This window comes from Streptomyces cyaneofuscatus (assembly GCF_033109485.1).
In the GTDB taxonomy this organism is placed as follows: domain Bacteria; phylum Actinomycetota; class Actinomycetes; order Streptomycetales; family Streptomycetaceae; genus Streptomyces; species Streptomyces cyaneofuscatus.
Window position 1 is genome coordinate 2,001,363 of the sequence record NZ_CP137002.1, and the last position, 16,351, is coordinate 2,017,713.

A 16,351-nucleotide genomic window follows, 5' to 3' on the forward strand; every position below is an offset into this window, starting at 1 on the left:
GTGTTACGTCGGAATGAATCCCGGGTGGCGGGTCCGGTGCGCTGCCTACCATGCAGCCCACGCCGCATACGGTCCGGTTGAAACGCCGCCGGGCGGCCCGGAGCGACCCGGATACGCGAACCGGCCACGGCTCCTCTCCGGGTGACCAGGCGATGGGGGAGCCGAGTCGGGCTGTACGGAGGAGGTGCCGCGGCCGGGGCCGTGGTGCCGGGTCAGACCGTTTCGGCGGACTCCGGCAGCTGTTCGCTGAGCAGATCGGTGAGCCGGGCGACGTCGGCGACATCGCCGAAGTCCCTGGCAGCGGTGTCGACGGTCTTGCGCAGCCGGGTGTTGACGCGTTCGGAGCGGACCTTCTTGGCGATCTTCAGGGCCTGTCCGGCGAGCACGGTGGACTGCTCGGGCTCGCGCTGGAGCAGGTGGACGGTGGCCATGCCGATCAGGTTGAGCGCGTAGGAGCGCTGGTGCTCGTCGTCCTCGCCGAACAGCTCGACGGCCTTCTCCATGACGGGCTCGGCGAGCGAGGCGTAGGTGGGGCTGCGGCCGGCGACATAGGCCAGGTCACGGTAGGAGTGGGCGTTCTCCCCGTTGAGCTCGGCCTCGGAGAAGAAGCGGATCCAGTCGGGCTCGGGCTCGCCGTCCAGTCCGGCGTCGAGGAAGGTGTCCTCGGCCATCCGGACCGCGCGCTTGCACTTGCTGGGCTGGCCCATGTTGGCGTACGCGCGGGCCTCCATCGCATACAGCATGGCCTGGGTACGGGGGGTGGCGCAGTCGCGGCTGCCGTACTGGGCGAGGTGGATGAGCTCCAGGGCGTCGTCGGGGCGGCCCAGGTGGATCATCTGGCGGCTCATGCTGGAGAGCACATAGCTGCCGAGCGGCTTGTCCCCGGCCTCCTTGGCGGCGTGCAGGGCGAGCACGAAGTACTTCTGGGCGGTGGGCTGGAGGCCCACGTCGTAGCTCATCCAGCCCGCCAGCTCGGCCAGTTCGGCGGCGCAGCGGAAGAGGCGCTTCGAGGTCGGCCCCGGCTGCGGCTCCTGCAACAGGTCGGTGACCTCGTGGAGTTGCCCGACGACGGCCTTGCGGCGCAGCCCGCCGCCGCACTGGGCGTCCCACTGCCGGAACATCGCGGTGGTCGACTCCAGCAGGTCCAGCTCGGGTCCGGAGAGCCGGGAGGGCCTGCGGGCGGCCGCCTCCGACTCCGGTTCGCCGGGGCCCTTGGCCGGGACGGGCACCAGCCAGCGCTGCATCGGCTCGATCAGGGCGGGCCCGGCGGCCAGCGCGAGCGAGCTGCCGAGGAAGCCCCGCCGGGCGAGCATCAGGTCGCTGCGGGAGAACTCGCTGAGCAGGGCGACGGTCTGCGGGCCCGCCCAGGGCAGGTCGACACCGGCCACCGAGGGTGACTGGTGCGCCGTGCGCAGCCCGAGGTCCTCGACGGCGACCACCGCGCCGAACCGTTCGGAGAACAGCTCGGAGAGGATGCGCGGGATCGGCTCGCGCGGCTGCTCGCCGTCGAGCCAGCGCCGCACCCGGGAGGTGTCGGTGCTGATGTGGTGGGCGCCCATCTGCCGCGCCCGCCGGTTCACCTGGCGCGCCAGCTCGCCCTTGGACCAGCCACTGCGTACGAACCACGACCCCAACTGCCCGTTGGGACGCTTACCGGCATCCGTATCGCCTGCGCCGCTGCCGCTCACCGGAACGCCCCCATTCCCCGTCATCCCCGCTGAATCCTTCATCGTGCGAACCACTATCAGAATGCCGTGCGCTTCCGTTGTTCGTACGGGAGTTGGCCGCCATCGAACAGGAAACCGGGTTGCCCGAGGCATACCCATGGCTGCACATGCTCCCAGGGTTCGTGTACCGACGGTAATCCTACGATCACCCCTCTCGCGAGGGGGATTGCGGAAACGCCACCATTCGCCACCCCTTCGAATGAACCCGACTGCCTTCTGGCGCGCTTGACTTGAGCCACCACGATCGATGACGGGCGTACGGAAGCACCGAGGGGCGCACGCACCGCGCCGCACCACCTCGCGCACCACGGCGCACGCCACTCGATCGAGTTGCAGCGACGGAGGGTTACCCGAGCGCTCCGGGTCGTAACCACCGATGAGTCGGACCCGTTGGAGGGGGCATGGGCTTCACGATCGGCGGCATCCGCGAGAAACGTTCCGGCGTACGGCGGCGCGGCCGCGGCGCCGAGGCCACCGCGGTGGCCGAGTACACCGGGCTCTGGGGCTGGGCCGTGGCGCCGGGCACCCGCGCCCGCGACGGCGCCTGCTCGTGCGGGCAGCGTGCCTGCCCCGCCCCCGGCGCCCACCCGCTGGGCTTCGCCCGGGAGGTCCCGGCGGGCACCGGCCTGGACAGCGCGGCGGACGCCTGGGCCGAGACCCCGGGCGCCTCGATGCTGCTGCCGGTGGGCCGCACCTTCGACGTCCTGGACGTCGCGGAGCAGGCCGGGCGGCGGGCGCTGGTGCGGCTGGAGCGGATGGGGCTGCCGCTGGGCCCGGTGGCGGTGACACCGACCGGCCGGGCGCAGTTCTTCGTCGCCCCCGGGGCCGCCGCCGAACTGCCCGGCCTGCTCTACCGCATGGGCTGGGACGACGCGGATCTGGACCTGCGGGCGCTGGGCCCGGGCGCGCACATCACCGCCCCGCCCTCCGACCTCGGGGGCCTCGGCCCGGTCCGCTGGCTGCGGCCCCCGGTGCTGGACACGGCCGCCGCTCCCCCGCAGGCGCGGCTGCTGCTGGGGACGCTGGCGTACATCTGCCACCGCTCGTAGCGCATACGAGCACGGAAACGGCGGACGGGGCCCCAGGGGCGTACGGAAACGGCGGACGGGGCCCCAGGGGCGTACGGAAACGGCGGACGGGCGGCAGGCTCCTCGTGGGAGCCGCCGCCCGTCCGCCGTACGGGGTGAGGCGCGTCAGTCGCCGATCAGGGCGTCCACGAAGGCGCCCGGCTCGAACGGGGCCAGGTCGTCCGCCCCCTCGCCGAGCCCGATCAGCTTCACCGGTACGCCCAGCTCGCGCTGGACCGCGATGACGATGCCGCCCTTGGCGGTGCCGTCGAGCTTGGTGAGGACGATGCCGGTGATGTCCACGACCTCGGCGAAGACCCGGGCCTGGACGAGGCCGTTCTGCCCGGTGGTGGCGTCCAGGACGAGCAGGACCTCGTCCAGCGGACCGTGCTTCTCCACGACCCGCTTGACCTTGCCCAGCTCGTCCATGAGCCCGGTCTTGGTGTGCAGCCGGCCGGCGGTGTCGATGAGGACCACGTCGGCCCCTTCGGCGATGCCCTCCTTGACCGCGTCGTACGCGATCGACGCCGGGTCGCCGCCCTCGGGTCCGCGGACCGTACGGGCTCCGACGCGCTCGCCCCAGGTCTGGAGCTGGTCGGCGGCGGCGGCGCGGAAGGTGTCGGCCGCGCCGAGGACCACGCTGCGGCCGTCGGCGACGAGCACCCGGGCCAGCTTGCCGGTGGTGGTGGTCTTGCCGGTGCCGTTGACGCCGACGACCATCACGACGCCCGGGGTCTCGGCGCCGCCCTCGGTCTTGACCTCGCGGTCGAAGTCCGGGCCGAGCAGGGTGATCAGCTCTTCGCGCAGCAGGGCGCGGAGGTCTTCGGGGGTACGGGTGCCGAGCACCCGGACGCGCTCGCGGAGCCGCTCGACCAGTTCCTGGGTGGGGGCGACGCCGACGTCGGCGGTGAGGAGGGTGTCCTCGATCTCCTCCCAGGTGTCCTCGTCCAGGTTGTCCCGGGACAGCAGCGTGAGCAGCCCCTTGCCGAGCGAGTTCTGCGAGCGGGCGAGCCGGGCCCGGAGCCGGACGAGCCGGCCCTCGGTGGGCTGGGGGATCTCCAGCGCGGGCGGCGCCGGAGCCTCGACGACCGGGGCCTCCTCGGCGGGCGCGGTGGCGTCCGGGAGGGCGACTTCGTCGATGGTGCGCCGCGCTTCGTCGCGCGGCGTCTCGGCCTCCTCGCCGACCTTCGGCTCGGCGGGAGGAGTGATGGTCGGCGTGGACGGGGGCGGGGGCGGCAGCTTCCGCTTCTTGCGGCTGCCGACCACGAGCCCGCCGACCAGGCCGACGGCGGCCAGGGCGATGACTACAGCGAGGATGACGATTTCGACGAGTTCCATAACCCGTCCAGTATCGGCCACGGCCGCCGCACGGGCACGGCCCCGCACGCCGCCCGGTGAGCCACCCGACCCGTATGCACCTTTTGGCGGTAATGGCCTCTCCGGATCTCTACCCTTCTGACGGCACGTCAGCTACTGTGCGCCCCGCCCCGCCCGTCGAGCGGGCGCTGCCCGTCCGGCGAAAGGGACATTCGTCATGGCCTTCACCGTGGTCCGGTTCAATCTCGTCGATCCCGAAGCCACCCCCGTAACCCTCTCGGCCCGCTACCGCGCCGCCCTGGAGATGGCGGCGTACGCGGACGAGCACGGCGTCGACACGGTGCAGACCGAGGAGCACCACGGGGTGGCGAACTCCTGGCTGCCCTCCCCGTTCACCTTCGCCGGCGCGGTCTTCGGCGCCACCCGGCGGATCGCGGTGACGGTGTCGGCGATCATCGGCCCGCTGCACGACCCGCTGCGGCTCGCGGAGGACATCGCGGTGCTGGACCTGCTGAGCGCGGGGAGGCTGGTGACGGTCGCGGGGATCGGCTACCGGCCCGAGGAGTACGAGCGGGCGGGTGTGGAGTGGGGGCGGCGCGGCAGGCTCCAGGACGAGCTGCTGGAGACGCTGCTGGCGGCGTGGACCGGGGAGCCGTTCCCGTACCGGGGCCGTACGGCACGCGTCACCCCGCGCCCGTACACGCGGCCGCATCCACTGCTCCTGGTCGGCGGCAGCTCACGGGCGGCGGCGCGGCGGGCGGCCCGGCTGGGGCTGCCGCTCTTCCCGAGCGCGCATCTGCCGGAGCTGGAGGCTTACTACCACCAGCAGCGGGAGGCGTACGGGACGGAGGGGTTCTGCATGATGCCCGCGGCCCGGACGCCGCTGCTCCAGGTCTCCGAGGACCCGGAGCGGACGTGGGCGCTGTACGGGGAGCACCTGCTGCACGAGGCGCGGACGTACGCCTCCTGGCAGTCCGAGGACATCCGCTCGGCGGTGCGGTCGGCGGCCACGACGGTGGCGGAGCTGCGCGAGGAGGGGGTGTACCGGATCGTCACGCCGGAGGAGCTCACGGCGCTGGACGCGGATTCGCTGGTGCTGCATCCGCTCTGCGGCGGTATGCCGGTGGAGGAGGGGTGGCGGAGTCTGCGGCTGTTCTGCGAGGCCCTGAAAACGCCGGCTGCCCCGGATCGGCCATGAACCAGGGCAGCGCGTGAACATGAAAGAGGTGGGCTAGCCCATCTCCTCCAGCGTCTTGCCCTTGGTCTCCTTCACGAACTTGAGCACGAAGGGGATCGAGAGCACGGCGAAGCAGGCGTAGATGATGTACGTCCCCGAGAGGTTCCAGTCGGCCAGGCTCGGGAAGCTGGCGGTGATCGCCCAGTTGGCCATCCACTGCGCGAAGACGGCGACGCCGAGGGCCGCGGCCCGCAGCCGGTTCGGGAACATCTCGCCCAGGAAGACCCAGACGACGACACCCCACGACAGGGCGAAGAAGAGCACGAACGTGTGGGCGGCGACCAGGGCCACGACGCCCTGGGTGGTGGGCAGCTTGCCGTCGACCAGGTCGGCGGAGAAGGCCCAGGCCTCGACGGCGAGCGCGAGCGCCATGCCGACGGAGCCGACGAGGGCGAGCGGCCTGCGTCCCACCCGGTCCACCAGCACCATCGCGATCACCGTGCCGATGATGTTGATGATCGAGGTGGTGAACGAGTAGAAGAACGAGTCGGTCGGGTCGATGCCGACGGACTGCCACAGCGTCGCCGAGTAATAGAACGCGACGTTGATGCCGACGAGCTGCTGGAACATCGACAGGCCGATACCGACCCAGACGATGGGCAGGAAGAAGAAGCGGTTGCCGAGCAGGTCCTTGAAGGAGGACTTGTGCTCGCGGTGCATGGCGGTCTCGATCTCGGTCACGCGGGCGTCGAGGTCGATCTTGTCGCCCTCGACCTCTTCGAGGATCTTGCGTGCTTCTGCCTTCTTGCCGACCGAGATGAGGAAGCGCGGGGACTCGGGGATGGCGAAGGAGAGGAGCCCGTAGAGGATGGCCGGGACGACCATCACACCGAGCATCCACTGCCAGGCCTCCAGGCCCAGGATCTTGCCGCGCTGGTCGCCGTCGGCGATCTGCAGGACGGCGTAGTTGACCAGCTGGGAGACGGCGATGCCGATGACGATCGCGGCCTGCTGGAAGGAGCCGAGGCGGCCGCGGTAGGCGGGCGGGGAGACCTCGGCGATGTAGGCCGGGCCGATGACGGAGGCCATGCCGATGGCGAAGCCGCCGATGATGCGCCACATCGCCAGGTCCCAGAGCGCGAACGGCAGCGCGGAGCCGATGGCGCTGGCGGTGAAGAGCACCGAGGCGATCTGCATGCAGCGGATGCGGCCGATCCGGTCCGCGATCCGGCCGGCGGTGGCGGCGCCGATCGCACAGCCGATCAGCGCGATGGCGATGACCTGGGCGAGCGTCCCGGAGCCGATGTCGTACCGGTCGCGGATCGCTTCCACGGCCCCGTTGATGACGGAGCTGTCGTAGCCGAAGAGGAAGCCGCCCATCGCCGCGGCCGCCGTGATGAAGATGACATGGCCGAGATGGTCCGGATGGGCCGCTCGGGCTCCGGACTCCGGTCCGGTCGCTGCGCTGGTCACATGAACTCCTGATGCCTGGCCGCAAGTCAGACGTGGGGGGTGAGCCTTCCCAGTGGGGCACAACATCCGGCCCGCCACCACTTGAAGGTGAAATCAACTTTGCAGAGGTTATGCGTTCAAGAAACGAAGTCAAACAGCGGGTCCCAGCGCGTGTACCCAGGTGTGCGCGAAAGGTGCGTCGAACCTCTGATGATTCGGTAAAGAGTGGGCGGATCCGCCGACCGGGTCAGCGCAGCCGCTGGCTGATCACCTTCGACACGCCGTCCCCCTGCATGGAGACGCCGTACAGCGCGTCGGCGACCTCCATCGTCCGCTTCTGGTGGGTGATGACGATCAGCTGGGAGCTCTCCTGGAGCTCCTCCATGATCCGGATCAGCCGCTGGAGGTTGGTGTCGTCGAGCGCCGCCTCGACCTCGTCCATCACATAGAAGGGACTGGGGCGGGCCTTGAAGATGGAGACCAGCAACGCCACGGCCGTCAGGGACCGCTCACCGCCCGAGAGCAGCGAGAGCCGCTTCACCTTCTTGCCCGGCGGGCGGGCCTCGACGTCCACTCCGGTGGTGAGCATGTTGTCCGGATCGGTCAGGATCAGCCGCCCCTCACCGCCGGGGAAGAGCCGGGCGAAGACGCCCTCGAACTGACGGGCCGTGTCCCGGTACGCCTCGGTGAACACCTGCTCGACCCGCTCGTCGACCTCCTTGATCACCTGGAGCAGATCGGCCCGGGTCTTCTTCAGGTCTTCGAGCTGCTCGGAGAGGAACTGGTGCCGTTCCTCCAGCGCGGAGAACTCCTCAAGGGCGAGCGGATTCACCTTCCCGAGTTGCTGGTACGCCCGTTCGGCCGACCGCAGCCGCTTCTCCTGTTCGGTGCGCAGATACGCCTTCGGCCGGTTACGCGAATGCTCCGGGTCCTCCGGCAGCTCCTCGCCCTCGGCGGGCGGCGACGGCGGCACCAGCTGGTCCGGGCCGTACTCGGAGACGAGCCCTGCGGGCTCCACGCCCAGCTCCTCCAGGGCCTTGGTCTCCAGCTGCTCGATGCGCAGCCGCTTCTCGGCTCCCAGCACCTCGCCCCGGTGGACGGAGTCGGTGAGCTTGTCCAGCTCGCCCTTGAGGTCGCGGCCCCGGCCCCGCTCGGCGGCCAGCTCACGCTCCCGCTCGCCCTTGGCGGCCTCGGCCGACGTGCGCTCCTGATCGGCCCGTACGAGGGACACCTCGACGTGGGCCAGCAGTTGACGGGCGCCCGAGGCGACGGCGGAGGCCACGGCGGCCTCGTGCCGCAGCCGGGCCCGGCGCTGCTCGGCGCGGGCGCGGGCCTCGCGTTCGGTGCGGGCCGCCCGGTCGAGCCCGTCGGCGCGTCCGGCCAGCGACTTGACGCGTTCCTCGTGCGTACGGGCCTGGAGCCGGGCCTCCATCTCGGTCTGGCGGGCGTTGGCCCCGTCGGCGGCGAGCCGGTCCCGTACGGAGGTGTCGGGCTCCTCCTCCACCGGCGCCTCCTGGGCCACCAGCAGCCGCTCCGCCAGCTCCTCCGCCTCCTCCATCGCCCGCTCCAGGGCCTCCTGGGCGCGGGCGGCGGAGGCGGTCATCCGCTCGGCCTCGCCCGCCGCGGCCCGGGCCTGCCCGGAGAGCCGGCCGAGCTGCTGGGCGACGCCCGACTTCTCCCGCTCGGCCGCCCGCCGCCGCTCCCCCAGCTCCTCGACGAGCGCGGCCTGCTCCGTGCGCCGCTCCCCCGCGAGCCGCTGCGCCTTCGCCAGCTCCTCGCACCGCACGGCGAGGTCGGCCAGCTCGGCGGCGGCCTCGTCCACGGAGGCCTGCACCTCCAGGAGGCTGGGCGCCCCGACGGAGCCACCGTGCGCGAAGTGGGCGGAGAGCACGTCCCCTTCACCGGTCACCGCGGTCAGCTCCGGGCGCGCGGCGACGAGGGCTTCGGCATCCTCCAGGGTGGGGACGACGACGGTGTCCCGTACGAGGCGGCGTACGGCGTTCATGAGGGCGGCGGGGCCGGTCACCAGGTCGGACACGACGGGGGCGGTGGTGGTGAGGGTTTCGGTACGGCCGTGGGGCAGCGCGAGGACATCGGGGCCGCCGGGTGCGGACCCCGTACCGCCGGGTGCGCCACCCTGCGCTGGCAGCGGTCCGGGGGCCGCCTCCGAAGCCTCGTCCTGTACGTGCTCCTGTACGTGCTCGCCGCCCTGCCCCGGTACGTGGCCGGGCCGGGCGCCCTCCGCCGGCACCGCCTCCCCCAGCAGCATCGCCGCCCGCCCCGCGTCCTGTTCGCGCAGCAGCCGGATCGCGTCGGCGGCCGTGGCCGGGTCCTTGACCGCCACCGCGTCCGCAGCGGCACCGAGGGCGGCGGCGACCGGGACCTCGTAGCCGGGCCGGACGGTGAGCAGTTCGGCGGCGGGGCCGAGCAGACCCGTCAGCCGGTCGCGGGCGCCGAGCAGCGCGCCCGTACCGTCCTTGCGCCGCAGCCCCAGGGCCAGCGCCTCGTGCCGGGCCGCGACCGCCGCCCGCCTGCGCTCGGCGGCCGTCGCCTCCTCGCGGGCGGCGCTGTGGGCGGCCTGAGCCACGGCGAGGGCCTGCTTGGCCTCCTCGTGGCGGGCGGTCAGCTCCTCGTCGTCGGCGTCCAGGCCCTCGACCTCGGCCTTGAGCTGCTCGTACTCCTCCTGGGCGGTGACGGCCCGCTCCTGGGCCTCGTCGCGCGATGCGGCCAGCCGGTCGATCTCGGCCTGCGCCGAAGCGGCCCGGCTGCGGGCCGCGTTGACCTGGCCGTTCAGCCGGGCCAGGCCCTCGCGGCGGTCGGCGATGGCGCGGGCGGCGTCCTTGAGGCGGCGCTCCTCGGCGGCCAGCTCGCGCTCCAGGTCGGCGCGGTGGGCGACGGTGTCCTCCAGCGCGTGCTCGGCCGCCTCCAGGGCCGCCGTCAGCTCCGCCTCCTGCTCGCGGATCCGGGCGGCCTCGCGCTCCAGGTCCTCGGGGTCGCGGCCCCGGCGCTCCTCGCCGGGGGCCTCGGTGGCGCTCCTGACCCGGGCGTCGGCCAGCGAGACCGTGCCGCGGACCCGCTCGGCCAGCTGCGACAGCTCGTACCAGGTCTGCTGGGCCCGCTGGAGCCGGGGCGCGAGGCGGCGCACCTCGCCCTCCAGCTCGGCCTCCCGGGCGAGCGCGGCCTTCAGCTCGGCCCCCGCCGCGTCCTTCCGCTTCTTCAGCTCGGCCTCGTCGGCGATCTCGTCGCGCAGCGCGTCCCGCAGGGTGACCAGGTCGTCGGCGAGGAGCCGGAGCCGGGCGTCGCGCAGGTCGGCCTGGATGACGGCGGCCCGCCGGGCGACGGCCGCCTGCCGGCCGAGGGGCTTGAGCTGGCGGCGCAGCTCGTCGGTGAGGTCCTGGACACGGGCCAGGTTGGCGCCCATCGCGTCCAGCTTCCGGAGCGCCTTCTCCTTCCGCTTCCGGTGCTTGAGGACGCCCGCGGCCTCCTCGATGAAGGCCCGGCGGCCCATCGGGTCGGCGTGCAGGACGGAGTCCAACTGCCCCTGGCCGACGATGACGTGCATCTCGCGGCCGATACCGGAATCGGAGAGGAGTTCCTGGATGTCGAGCAGCCGGCAGGTGTCGCCATTGATCTGGTATTCGCTGCCGCCATTGCGGAACATGATCCGAGTGATCGTCACTTCGGCGTACTCGATGGGCAATGCGCCATCGGAATTGTCGATGGTCAGCGACACTTCGGCGCGGCCGAGCGGAGGCCGCCCGGTCGTCCCGGCGAAGATCACGTCCTCCATCTTGCCGCCGCGCAGGGATTTGGCGCCCTGTTCTCCCATGACCCAGGAGAGGGCGTCCACCACATTGGATTTCCCCGACCCATTGGGGCCGACGACACAGGTGATCCCCGGTTCGAACCGCAGGGTGGTGGCGGACGCGAACGATTTGAAACCACGCAGGGTCAGGGCCTTGAGGTGCACGCCGCCGGACTCTACCTTTCCCTCTCGGTTTCGGTCATGAAGGTGCAGGGCACATCAGACGGTAAGCGAGGGGTGTGCGGCGGGGGCCGGGGGGTTCAGGCAAAGAAAAAGGGACGCCGGAGCGTCCCTGTAGATCTTGGTGCGTAGATCCTGATCCTTGTGCATGATCTTGGTGCGTGATCGTGATGCGGGGATCTGCGCGGTCCTGCACAGCGCATCGCCACGGCAACCACCGGATGGTGCGTTGCCGGTGGTCCGGACACAGGCGGCCCTGTCGGTCAGGGACCCGGTCGTCCGGGGACGTCGATCCGTGACGCAGGACGGATCAGATATGGAGAGATGTACTGAGGCTGATGAGTCTGCTCAGCCCGACCGGCCCCGAGGGGGCCACCGGTCAGGTCAGCGCAGGCTCGCCCTGGGGTACGTCGATGTCGATGCTGTCGAGCAACGACTCCTGGTGCTGAGCGGCGGCGTTGAGCGCGTCGTTCTCGTCCTGGATCCGGTTGAGCTCGGATTCCAGGTCCTGGACGCGCTGCTGGAGCCGTCGCATCTCGGCGAGGAGTCGCGGGTCGGAACCGCCGACGTAACCGAGAAGCGCCTTTGCCATGATGGATGGTCCTCCACAATGAGTGACCGACCGATGCGGTGTGGGTCGTCAGGGGATCGCACCCGCGGTGCTCGGCAGGGCTCTGTCACCACTGCGGTTCTGCTGCATATCAGCTCTACCGAACAGCTAAGGTGCGCGGGGTTTTCAGCGTCTCACCAAAAAGTTTGACGGTCAACACGATCACACCCCGTGGAGCCAGGTGTCCCGGGGGTGCGCGGCCGGACGATCATGCGGCGCGACTCTCCTGCGGGACCCCGACGGGTGTGGGGATCTTCGTCAATGCCGCAGCCTTGCACGACATCCCGCATCTGGCAACCATCGGTCGCCGCGCGGTCCTTTCGCAGGTCATTTCGGGTGTGGGGCCCGACGGGGCCGGCCCGTGACCGTTCGCTCCGGCGCGTTCACCGAGCGGATCGGGGACGCCCGTGCGAGCCCCTATCAGCGGATGGAGAATCCGTCGTAACCGCCGCGCGGGGTGTCCCAGATCTCAGTGACTCCGTCCACGCGCCCGGGTGTGTCGTCGGAGCGCAGCCAAGCCAGCAGACGGTGGCAATTGTCACGTGATCCCTCGGCGACCACCTGCACCCGGCCATCGTCGAGATTGAGTGCAAAGCCCACGAGTCCGCCGATCTCCAAAGCATTTGCCCTGGTGAACCAGCGGAAGCCTACTTGCTGTACTCGGCCGCGTACCCAGATGACCAGCCGTGCCTCTTCGTTCATGCCCGAACGCTAACCGGCCAATTGCTCCAAGAGCACGGCGGCCCCTTTGAGCCATGGCGTACAGTCCCGTCGCAATAGCCTCACTCGTTCGGGTGAGTACGGGGACCAGGATCGACCAATAGGTCGACCGGTCATCGGGTGACGTCGCTGCGACGTCCGGAGCATCAGGAAGGCACAGCGCATGGGACGCCACCGACGATCCGCCGCAGGCCCCGCCGCTGAAGAAACCGCGGCCGGAGCGGCCTCGCGGCACCGGGGCACGCGCCGGAAGAAGAGGTCCGCGGTGCCCGTGCGCACCGGGCTCCTCGGAGCGTCGGCCGCGATGGCGGTCGGCGCGGTCGCCGTCGCCTCGGGCCTGCTCCCCGGCGGCGACACCTACACCTCGGGCGGCTCCACTGCGGCCGACCAGGTCCGCACCGGCGGCGCCCCCGACCTGCTGACGCAGCAGGGCGGCTCCAGCGCCCCGGCCGACCGTTCCTCCTCCCCTGCCAGCCGGGGCAGCGAGCGCCCCGAGGCCCCGTCGAAGACCCCCTCGAAGTCCCCGTCCACGACCCCGGCCAAGACGCCGTCGGAGTCGCCCTCCAGCAGCGCGTCGAAGACCCCGTCGAAGTCGGCCGCGCCCTCCGCGACCCCCTCCAAGAAGCCGGCCGCCACGCCGTCCAAGGAGTCGAAGGCGCCCACCACGGCCCCGAGGAAGAGCACCGCCCCGGCGAGCAAGGCCCCGGCCCCGCCGAAGAAGACGGTGGCTCCGCCGCCCAGCAAGAAGCCCGCCCCCTCGCCCTCCGACACCTCGGCCCGCGCCGAGGTGCTGGCCCTGGTGAACCAGGAGCGCGCGAAGGTCGGCTGCTCCCCGCTGACCACCAGCACCCCGCTCACCTCGCTCGCCCAGAACTTCAGCGAGGACATGGCGGCCCGCGGCTTCTTCGACCACACCGACCCGGACGGCGACACCCCCTGGGACCGGGCCGCCCAGGCCGGTGTGCAGGGACTCGCCGCGGAGAACATCGCCCGCGGCCAGGCCGACGCCCAGGCCGTGATGGACGGCTGGATGAACAGCGACGGCCACCGCGCGAACATTCTCAACTGCGACTACAAGACGATCGGCATCGGCATCCACGAGGGCTCCGGCGGCCCGTGGTGGGTCCAGAACTTCGGCTTCTGACCCGCAGGCCCGGACACCCGACCACCATTTACGCCCGCACAGCGCTCCCTCCGGGTGAGCGCTGTGCGGGCGTAAGCTGCTGATATGGCCAGCGACACGGACGACCTCGCCTTCGACGTCTTCTCCCGGCAGTGCCCCTCACGCTCCACGCTGGAGCACGCCACCGGCCGCTGGGGCAGCCTGACGCTGGGCGCGCTGCACGAGGAGAGCCTCCGGTTCAACGAGCTGCGCCGCCGGGTCGACGGGGTCAGCGAGAAGATGCTCTCCCAGACGCTGCACGCCCTGGAGCGCGACGGCCTCGTCCTGCGGGAGGCGCAGCCGGTCAATCCGCCCCGGGTGGATTACGAGCTGACCCCGCTCGGCCGCGAAGTCGCGGGCAGGCTCCTCGGGCTCATCCATCTCGTCGAGGGGCGGATGGACGACGTGCTCGCCGCCCGGACGCGTTACGACGAGGCGCGCGGCGGCCGCTGACAGCGCGGGCAGAAGTAGCTGGACCGGTTCATCCAGGCACGGCGGCGCATCGGCGTCCCGCAGCGGCGGCACGGCTCGCCCTCCCTGCCGTACGCGTCGAGTGACCGGTCGAAGTAGCCGGACTCGCCGTTCACGTTGACGTACAGGCTGTCGAAGCTGGTGCCGCCCTGGGCGAGGGCCGCGTTCATCACGTCCCGGGCGTGGCCGAGGAGCTCGGCGGACTTGGGGCGGGTCAGGGTCGCGGTCGGCCGGTCGTAGTGCAGCTTGGACCGCCAGAGCGCCTCGTCCGCGTAGATGTTGCCGACGCCGCTGATCAGCGACTGGTCCAGGAGCGCGCGCTTGACCGTCGTACGGCGCAGGCGCAGGGCCGTGTGGAACGCGGCGTCGTCGAAGAGCGGGTCGAGCGGGTCCCGGGCGATGTGCGCGATGGTGTCGGGCAGCCCGTCGGGGGTGAGGTCGTGGAGCGAGAGCCCGCCGAAGGTGCGCTGGTCGACGAAGCGCAGCTCGGTGCCGAGGGCGTCGTCGAACCGCAGCCGGATCCGCAGGTGCTTCTCGTCGGGCGCGTCCGCAGGCTGCACCAGCAGCTGTCCGCTCATGCCGAGATGGCCCAGCAGCGAGGAGGCGGCCTCGTCGATCGGCACCCAGAGGTACTTGCCGCGCCGCATCGCCGTACCGAACCGGACCCCGCGCAGCCGGGCCGCGAAGTCCACGCCGCCCGCGAGGTGCCGGCGGACCGAGCGCGGGTGCAGAACCTCGACATCGGTGACGGTCCGGCCGCTGACCCAGCGCTCAAGACCCCGGCGTACGACTTCGACCTCGGGCAGCTCGGGCATGGTGGACCACTCCAGACACGACGACGGTAGTACGGGGGCGCCTCTTACCGGAAGCCGCTCCCCGGGACAGGACGAACCCCCCGGTGCGCGGGGCACCGAGGGGTTCGACGTTCTGCTTCAGGCCGGAGCGGCGTCCGTGTCCGGCGACGGGTCGGCAGGGGTGTCGGCGGCCCCTCCGTCGGCAGCGGACTTCTCCGCGGCCTGCCGTGCCTCTGCGGCGGCGCTGATCTCACGCCAGGCGGATTCGGCCGCCTGCTGCTCCGCTTCCTTCTTGCTACGGCCGGTGCCGGTGCCGTACGAGACACCACCGACGCGAGCAGCAGCAGTGAAGGTCTTCTCGTGGTCCGGGCCGGTCTCCGTGACGAGGTACTCGGGGACTCCGAGGCTCTCGCTCGCGGTGAGCTCCTGGAGGCTGGTCTTCCAGTCCAGGCCGGCACCGAGGTTCGAGGACCTGTCGATCAGCGGGTCGAAGAGCCGGTGGACCAGCTCCGAGGCCGCGCTGAGGCCCTGGTCGAGATAGACCGCGCCGATCACTGCTTCCAGTGTGTCGGCGAGGATGGAAGCCTTGTCCCGGCCACCCGTGCCCTCTTCACCGCGGCCGAGCCGGATGAAGGAGCCGAGTTCGAGGCCGCGGCCCACTTCCGCAAGTGCACGCGAGTTGACCACCGCGGCCCGCAACTTGGCCAGCTGGCCTTCGGGCAGGTCGGGGTGGGTGCGGTACAGCGTGTCCGTGACCACCAGGCCGAGCACCGAATCCCCGAGGAATTCGAGCCGCTCGTTGGTGGGCAGACCGCCGTTCTCGTACGCGTACGAACGGTGGGTCAGCGCACGCACCAGAAGGGCGGACTCGAGGTGATACCCGAGCCGCCCTTCCAGAAGCGTGTGGGACGAGGCTGTGTTGACGTTGTCTGCCTGCTTCTTGGCGCTGGACAACTCAGACATCGGGCCTCTCACCAGCCGCTCAGACCTCGAGGACCTGGCGCTTGTTGTAGGTGCCGCAGCTCGGGCACGCAATGTGCTGGAGCTTCGGCTCCTGGCAACGCTCGCACGAAACCAGGGTGGGGACCGCAGCCTTCCACTGCGACCGGCGGTGGCGCGTGTTGCTGCGCGACATCTTCCGCTTCGGAACAGCCACGGCTACTTCTCCTGCTTCTCGTCGACGCCAGGTTCGGCGCCGCCCATGTTGTCCTTCTCGCCGTCCTGAACGGTCTCGGCGAGTCCTTGCAGTGCCGCCCAACGGATGTCGACGGCATCGTGGTGGTGGCCCGGGTTCTCGTCCAGCCTGATTCCGCATTCGGAACACAGACCGGCGCAGGTCTCCTTGCACACCGGCTGCATGGGCAGTGCGAGCACTACCGCGTCACGCAGCACTGACTCGAGGTCGAACAAGCCGTCCTCGAGGAAGAACCTGTCCTCGTCGTCCTCGGCGTCGTCGGCCGGGTCCGCAGCGCGGCCCCGGTCATCGGCGTCAGGGTACGAGAACATCTCCTGGAAATCCGCGTCGACCTCGACGGTCAGCGGCTCCAGACACCTTACGCACTCCCCCTCGGCGCTCGCACGGGCGGTCCCTGTGACGAGCACCCCTTCCATGACCGACTCCAGGCGGAGGTCCAGCTCCAGCGGGGCGCCTTCCGGCACACCGATGACGCCGTCGATCCCGAGGACCGGTGAACCGGGTGCGTCCACCGTGCGGGAGAGCCGCTTCAGGGCACCAGGACGCCGACCCAGCTCGCGCGTATCGAACACGAGAGGGTTGCGGTGGTCGAGGTTGCCGTTCAGGGCTTCTCCTGCTTTCGGATCATGGGTGTTGCGCGTGCTGCTGAGGGGAGGGGCCGTCTCCGGTCCTTA

At 71.2% G+C, this 16,351-nt stretch carries 14 protein-coding genes; 4 read left to right on the forward strand and 10 right to left on the reverse strand.

Annotated elements, in window-relative coordinates:
* Nucleotides 1-212: 212 nt before the first annotated feature.
* Nucleotides 213-1,688 carry a transcriptional repressor NsdA gene (gene nsdA / locus R2B67_RS08245; RefSeq protein WP_317824800.1) on the reverse strand — a complete coding sequence of 492 codons (1,476 nt, stop codon included), beginning with the start codon at nt 1,686-1,688 and terminating at the stop codon, nt 213-215.
* Nucleotides 1,689-2,128: 440 nt separating this feature from the next.
* On the opposite strand from nsdA, the gene R2B67_RS08250 reads away from it, so the two are divergent.
* Nucleotides 2,129-2,776: a bifunctional DNA primase/polymerase gene (locus tag R2B67_RS08250; RefSeq protein WP_128850756.1), complete on the forward strand. Its 648-nt coding sequence runs from the start codon at nt 2,129-2,131 to the stop codon at nt 2,774-2,776.
* 144 nt (nt 2,777-2,920) lie between these two features.
* Here R2B67_RS08250 and ftsY read toward each other — a convergent pair whose 3' ends face one another.
* The gene (gene ftsY, locus R2B67_RS08255; RefSeq protein ID WP_317817143.1) at nt 2,921-4,132 is read right to left on the reverse strand and encodes a signal recognition particle-docking protein FtsY; all 1,212 of its coding nucleotides are present in this window, start codon (nt 4,130-4,132) and stop codon (nt 2,921-2,923) included.
* Between the two features lie 196 nt (nt 4,133-4,328).
* Here ftsY and R2B67_RS08260 point away from each other — a divergent pair, with 196 nt between their 5' ends.
* Nucleotides 4,329-5,309, forward strand: a complete 981-nt coding sequence (locus R2B67_RS08260) for an LLM class flavin-dependent oxidoreductase (protein WP_317817144.1) — start codon at nt 4,329-4,331, stop codon at nt 5,307-5,309.
* A gap of 33 nt (nt 5,310-5,342) precedes the next feature.
* Here the strand turns inward: R2B67_RS08260 and R2B67_RS08265 are convergent, their stop codons facing one another.
* The 4 genes from R2B67_RS08265 to R2B67_RS08280 all read right to left on the reverse strand — a co-directional run bounded on the left by R2B67_RS08265 (nt 5,343) and on the right by R2B67_RS08280 (nt 12,037).
* Nucleotides 5,343-6,761: a sugar porter family MFS transporter gene (locus R2B67_RS08265; protein ID WP_237328151.1), complete on the reverse strand. Its 1,419-nt coding sequence runs from the start codon at nt 6,759-6,761 to the stop codon at nt 5,343-5,345.
* Between the two features lie 226 nt (nt 6,762-6,987).
* Entirely contained in the window at nt 6,988-10,710 is a 3,723-nt protein-coding gene (locus tag R2B67_RS08270; protein ID WP_317817145.1) for a chromosome segregation SMC family protein, read from the reverse strand.
* A 394-nt stretch (nt 10,711-11,104) separates the two neighbouring features.
* Nucleotides 11,105-11,317 (reverse strand): hypothetical protein, encoded by a 213-nt coding sequence (locus tag R2B67_RS08275; RefSeq protein ID WP_003965973.1) that lies wholly within the window; start codon nt 11,315-11,317, stop codon nt 11,105-11,107.
* A 438-nt stretch (nt 11,318-11,755) separates the two neighbouring features.
* Entirely contained in the window at nt 11,756-12,037 is a 282-nt protein-coding gene (locus tag R2B67_RS08280) for an acylphosphatase (RefSeq protein ID WP_317817148.1), read from the reverse strand.
* A gap of 181 nt (nt 12,038-12,218) precedes the next feature.
* On the opposite strand from R2B67_RS08280, the gene R2B67_RS08285 reads away from it, so the two are divergent.
* Both R2B67_RS08285 and R2B67_RS08290 read left to right on the forward strand, forming a co-directional pair.
* The gene (locus R2B67_RS08285; protein ID WP_317817149.1) at nt 12,219-13,199 is read left to right on the forward strand and encodes a CAP domain-containing protein; all 981 of its coding nucleotides are present in this window, start codon (nt 12,219-12,221) and stop codon (nt 13,197-13,199) included.
* A gap of 84 nt (nt 13,200-13,283) precedes the next feature.
* The gene (locus tag R2B67_RS08290; protein ID WP_317817150.1) at nt 13,284-13,670 is read left to right on the forward strand and encodes a winged helix-turn-helix transcriptional regulator; all 387 of its coding nucleotides are present in this window, start codon (nt 13,284-13,286) and stop codon (nt 13,668-13,670) included.
* On the opposite strand, the gene mutM is transcribed toward R2B67_RS08290, so the two are convergent.
* From mutM to R2B67_RS08310, 4 genes are all read right to left on the reverse strand, one after another.
* Nucleotides 13,643-14,503 (reverse strand): bifunctional DNA-formamidopyrimidine glycosylase/DNA-(apurinic or apyrimidinic site) lyase, encoded by an 861-nt coding sequence (gene mutM, locus R2B67_RS08295; RefSeq protein WP_164238654.1) that lies wholly within the window; start codon nt 14,501-14,503, stop codon nt 13,643-13,645. The two genes, R2B67_RS08290 and mutM, sit on opposite strands and share 28 nt — an antisense overlap.
* A 117-nt stretch (nt 14,504-14,620) precedes the next feature.
* Entirely contained in the window at nt 14,621-15,445 is an 825-nt protein-coding gene (gene rnc, locus R2B67_RS08300; RefSeq protein WP_026241021.1) for a ribonuclease III, read from the reverse strand.
* 19 nt (nt 15,446-15,464) lie between these two features.
* Nucleotides 15,465-15,638 (reverse strand): 50S ribosomal protein L32, encoded by a 174-nt coding sequence (gene rpmF, locus R2B67_RS08305; RefSeq protein ID WP_003965982.1) that lies wholly within the window; start codon nt 15,636-15,638, stop codon nt 15,465-15,467.
* Between the two features lie 2 nt (nt 15,639-15,640).
* Nucleotides 15,641-16,249 (reverse strand): YceD family protein, encoded by a 609-nt coding sequence (locus R2B67_RS08310; RefSeq protein ID WP_051104565.1) that lies wholly within the window; start codon nt 16,247-16,249, stop codon nt 15,641-15,643.
* Between the last annotated feature and the right edge of the window lie 102 nt (nt 16,250-16,351).

Excerpts from the sequence above, each read along its gene's own strand:
- R2B67_RS08250 (WP_128850756.1), top strand. The coding sequence starts at position 2,129 with ATGGGCTTCACGATCGGCGGCATCCGCGAGAAACGTTCCGGCGTACGG.
- ftsY (WP_317817143.1), bottom strand. The coding sequence starts at position 4,132 with ATGGAACTCGTCGAAATCGTCATCCTCGCTGTAGTCATCGCCCTGGCC.
- R2B67_RS08260 (WP_317817144.1), top strand. The coding sequence starts at position 4,329 with ATGGCCTTCACCGTGGTCCGGTTCAATCTCGTCGATCCCGAAGCCACC.
- R2B67_RS08275 (WP_003965973.1), bottom strand. The coding sequence starts at position 11,317 with ATGGCAAAGGCGCTTCTCGGTTACGTCGGCGGTTCCGACCCGCGACTC.
- R2B67_RS08280 (WP_317817148.1), bottom strand. The coding sequence starts at position 12,037 with ATGAACGAAGAGGCACGGCTGGTCATCTGGGTACGCGGCCGAGTACAG.
- R2B67_RS08285 (WP_317817149.1), top strand. The coding sequence starts at position 12,219 with ATGGGACGCCACCGACGATCCGCCGCAGGCCCCGCCGCTGAAGAAACC.
- R2B67_RS08290 (WP_317817150.1), top strand. The coding sequence starts at position 13,284 with ATGGCCAGCGACACGGACGACCTCGCCTTCGACGTCTTCTCCCGGCAG.
- mutM (WP_164238654.1), bottom strand. The coding sequence starts at position 14,503 with ATGCCCGAGCTGCCCGAGGTCGAAGTCGTACGCCGGGGTCTTGAGCGC.
- rnc (WP_026241021.1), bottom strand. The coding sequence starts at position 15,445 with ATGTCTGAGTTGTCCAGCGCCAAGAAGCAGGCAGACAACGTCAACACA.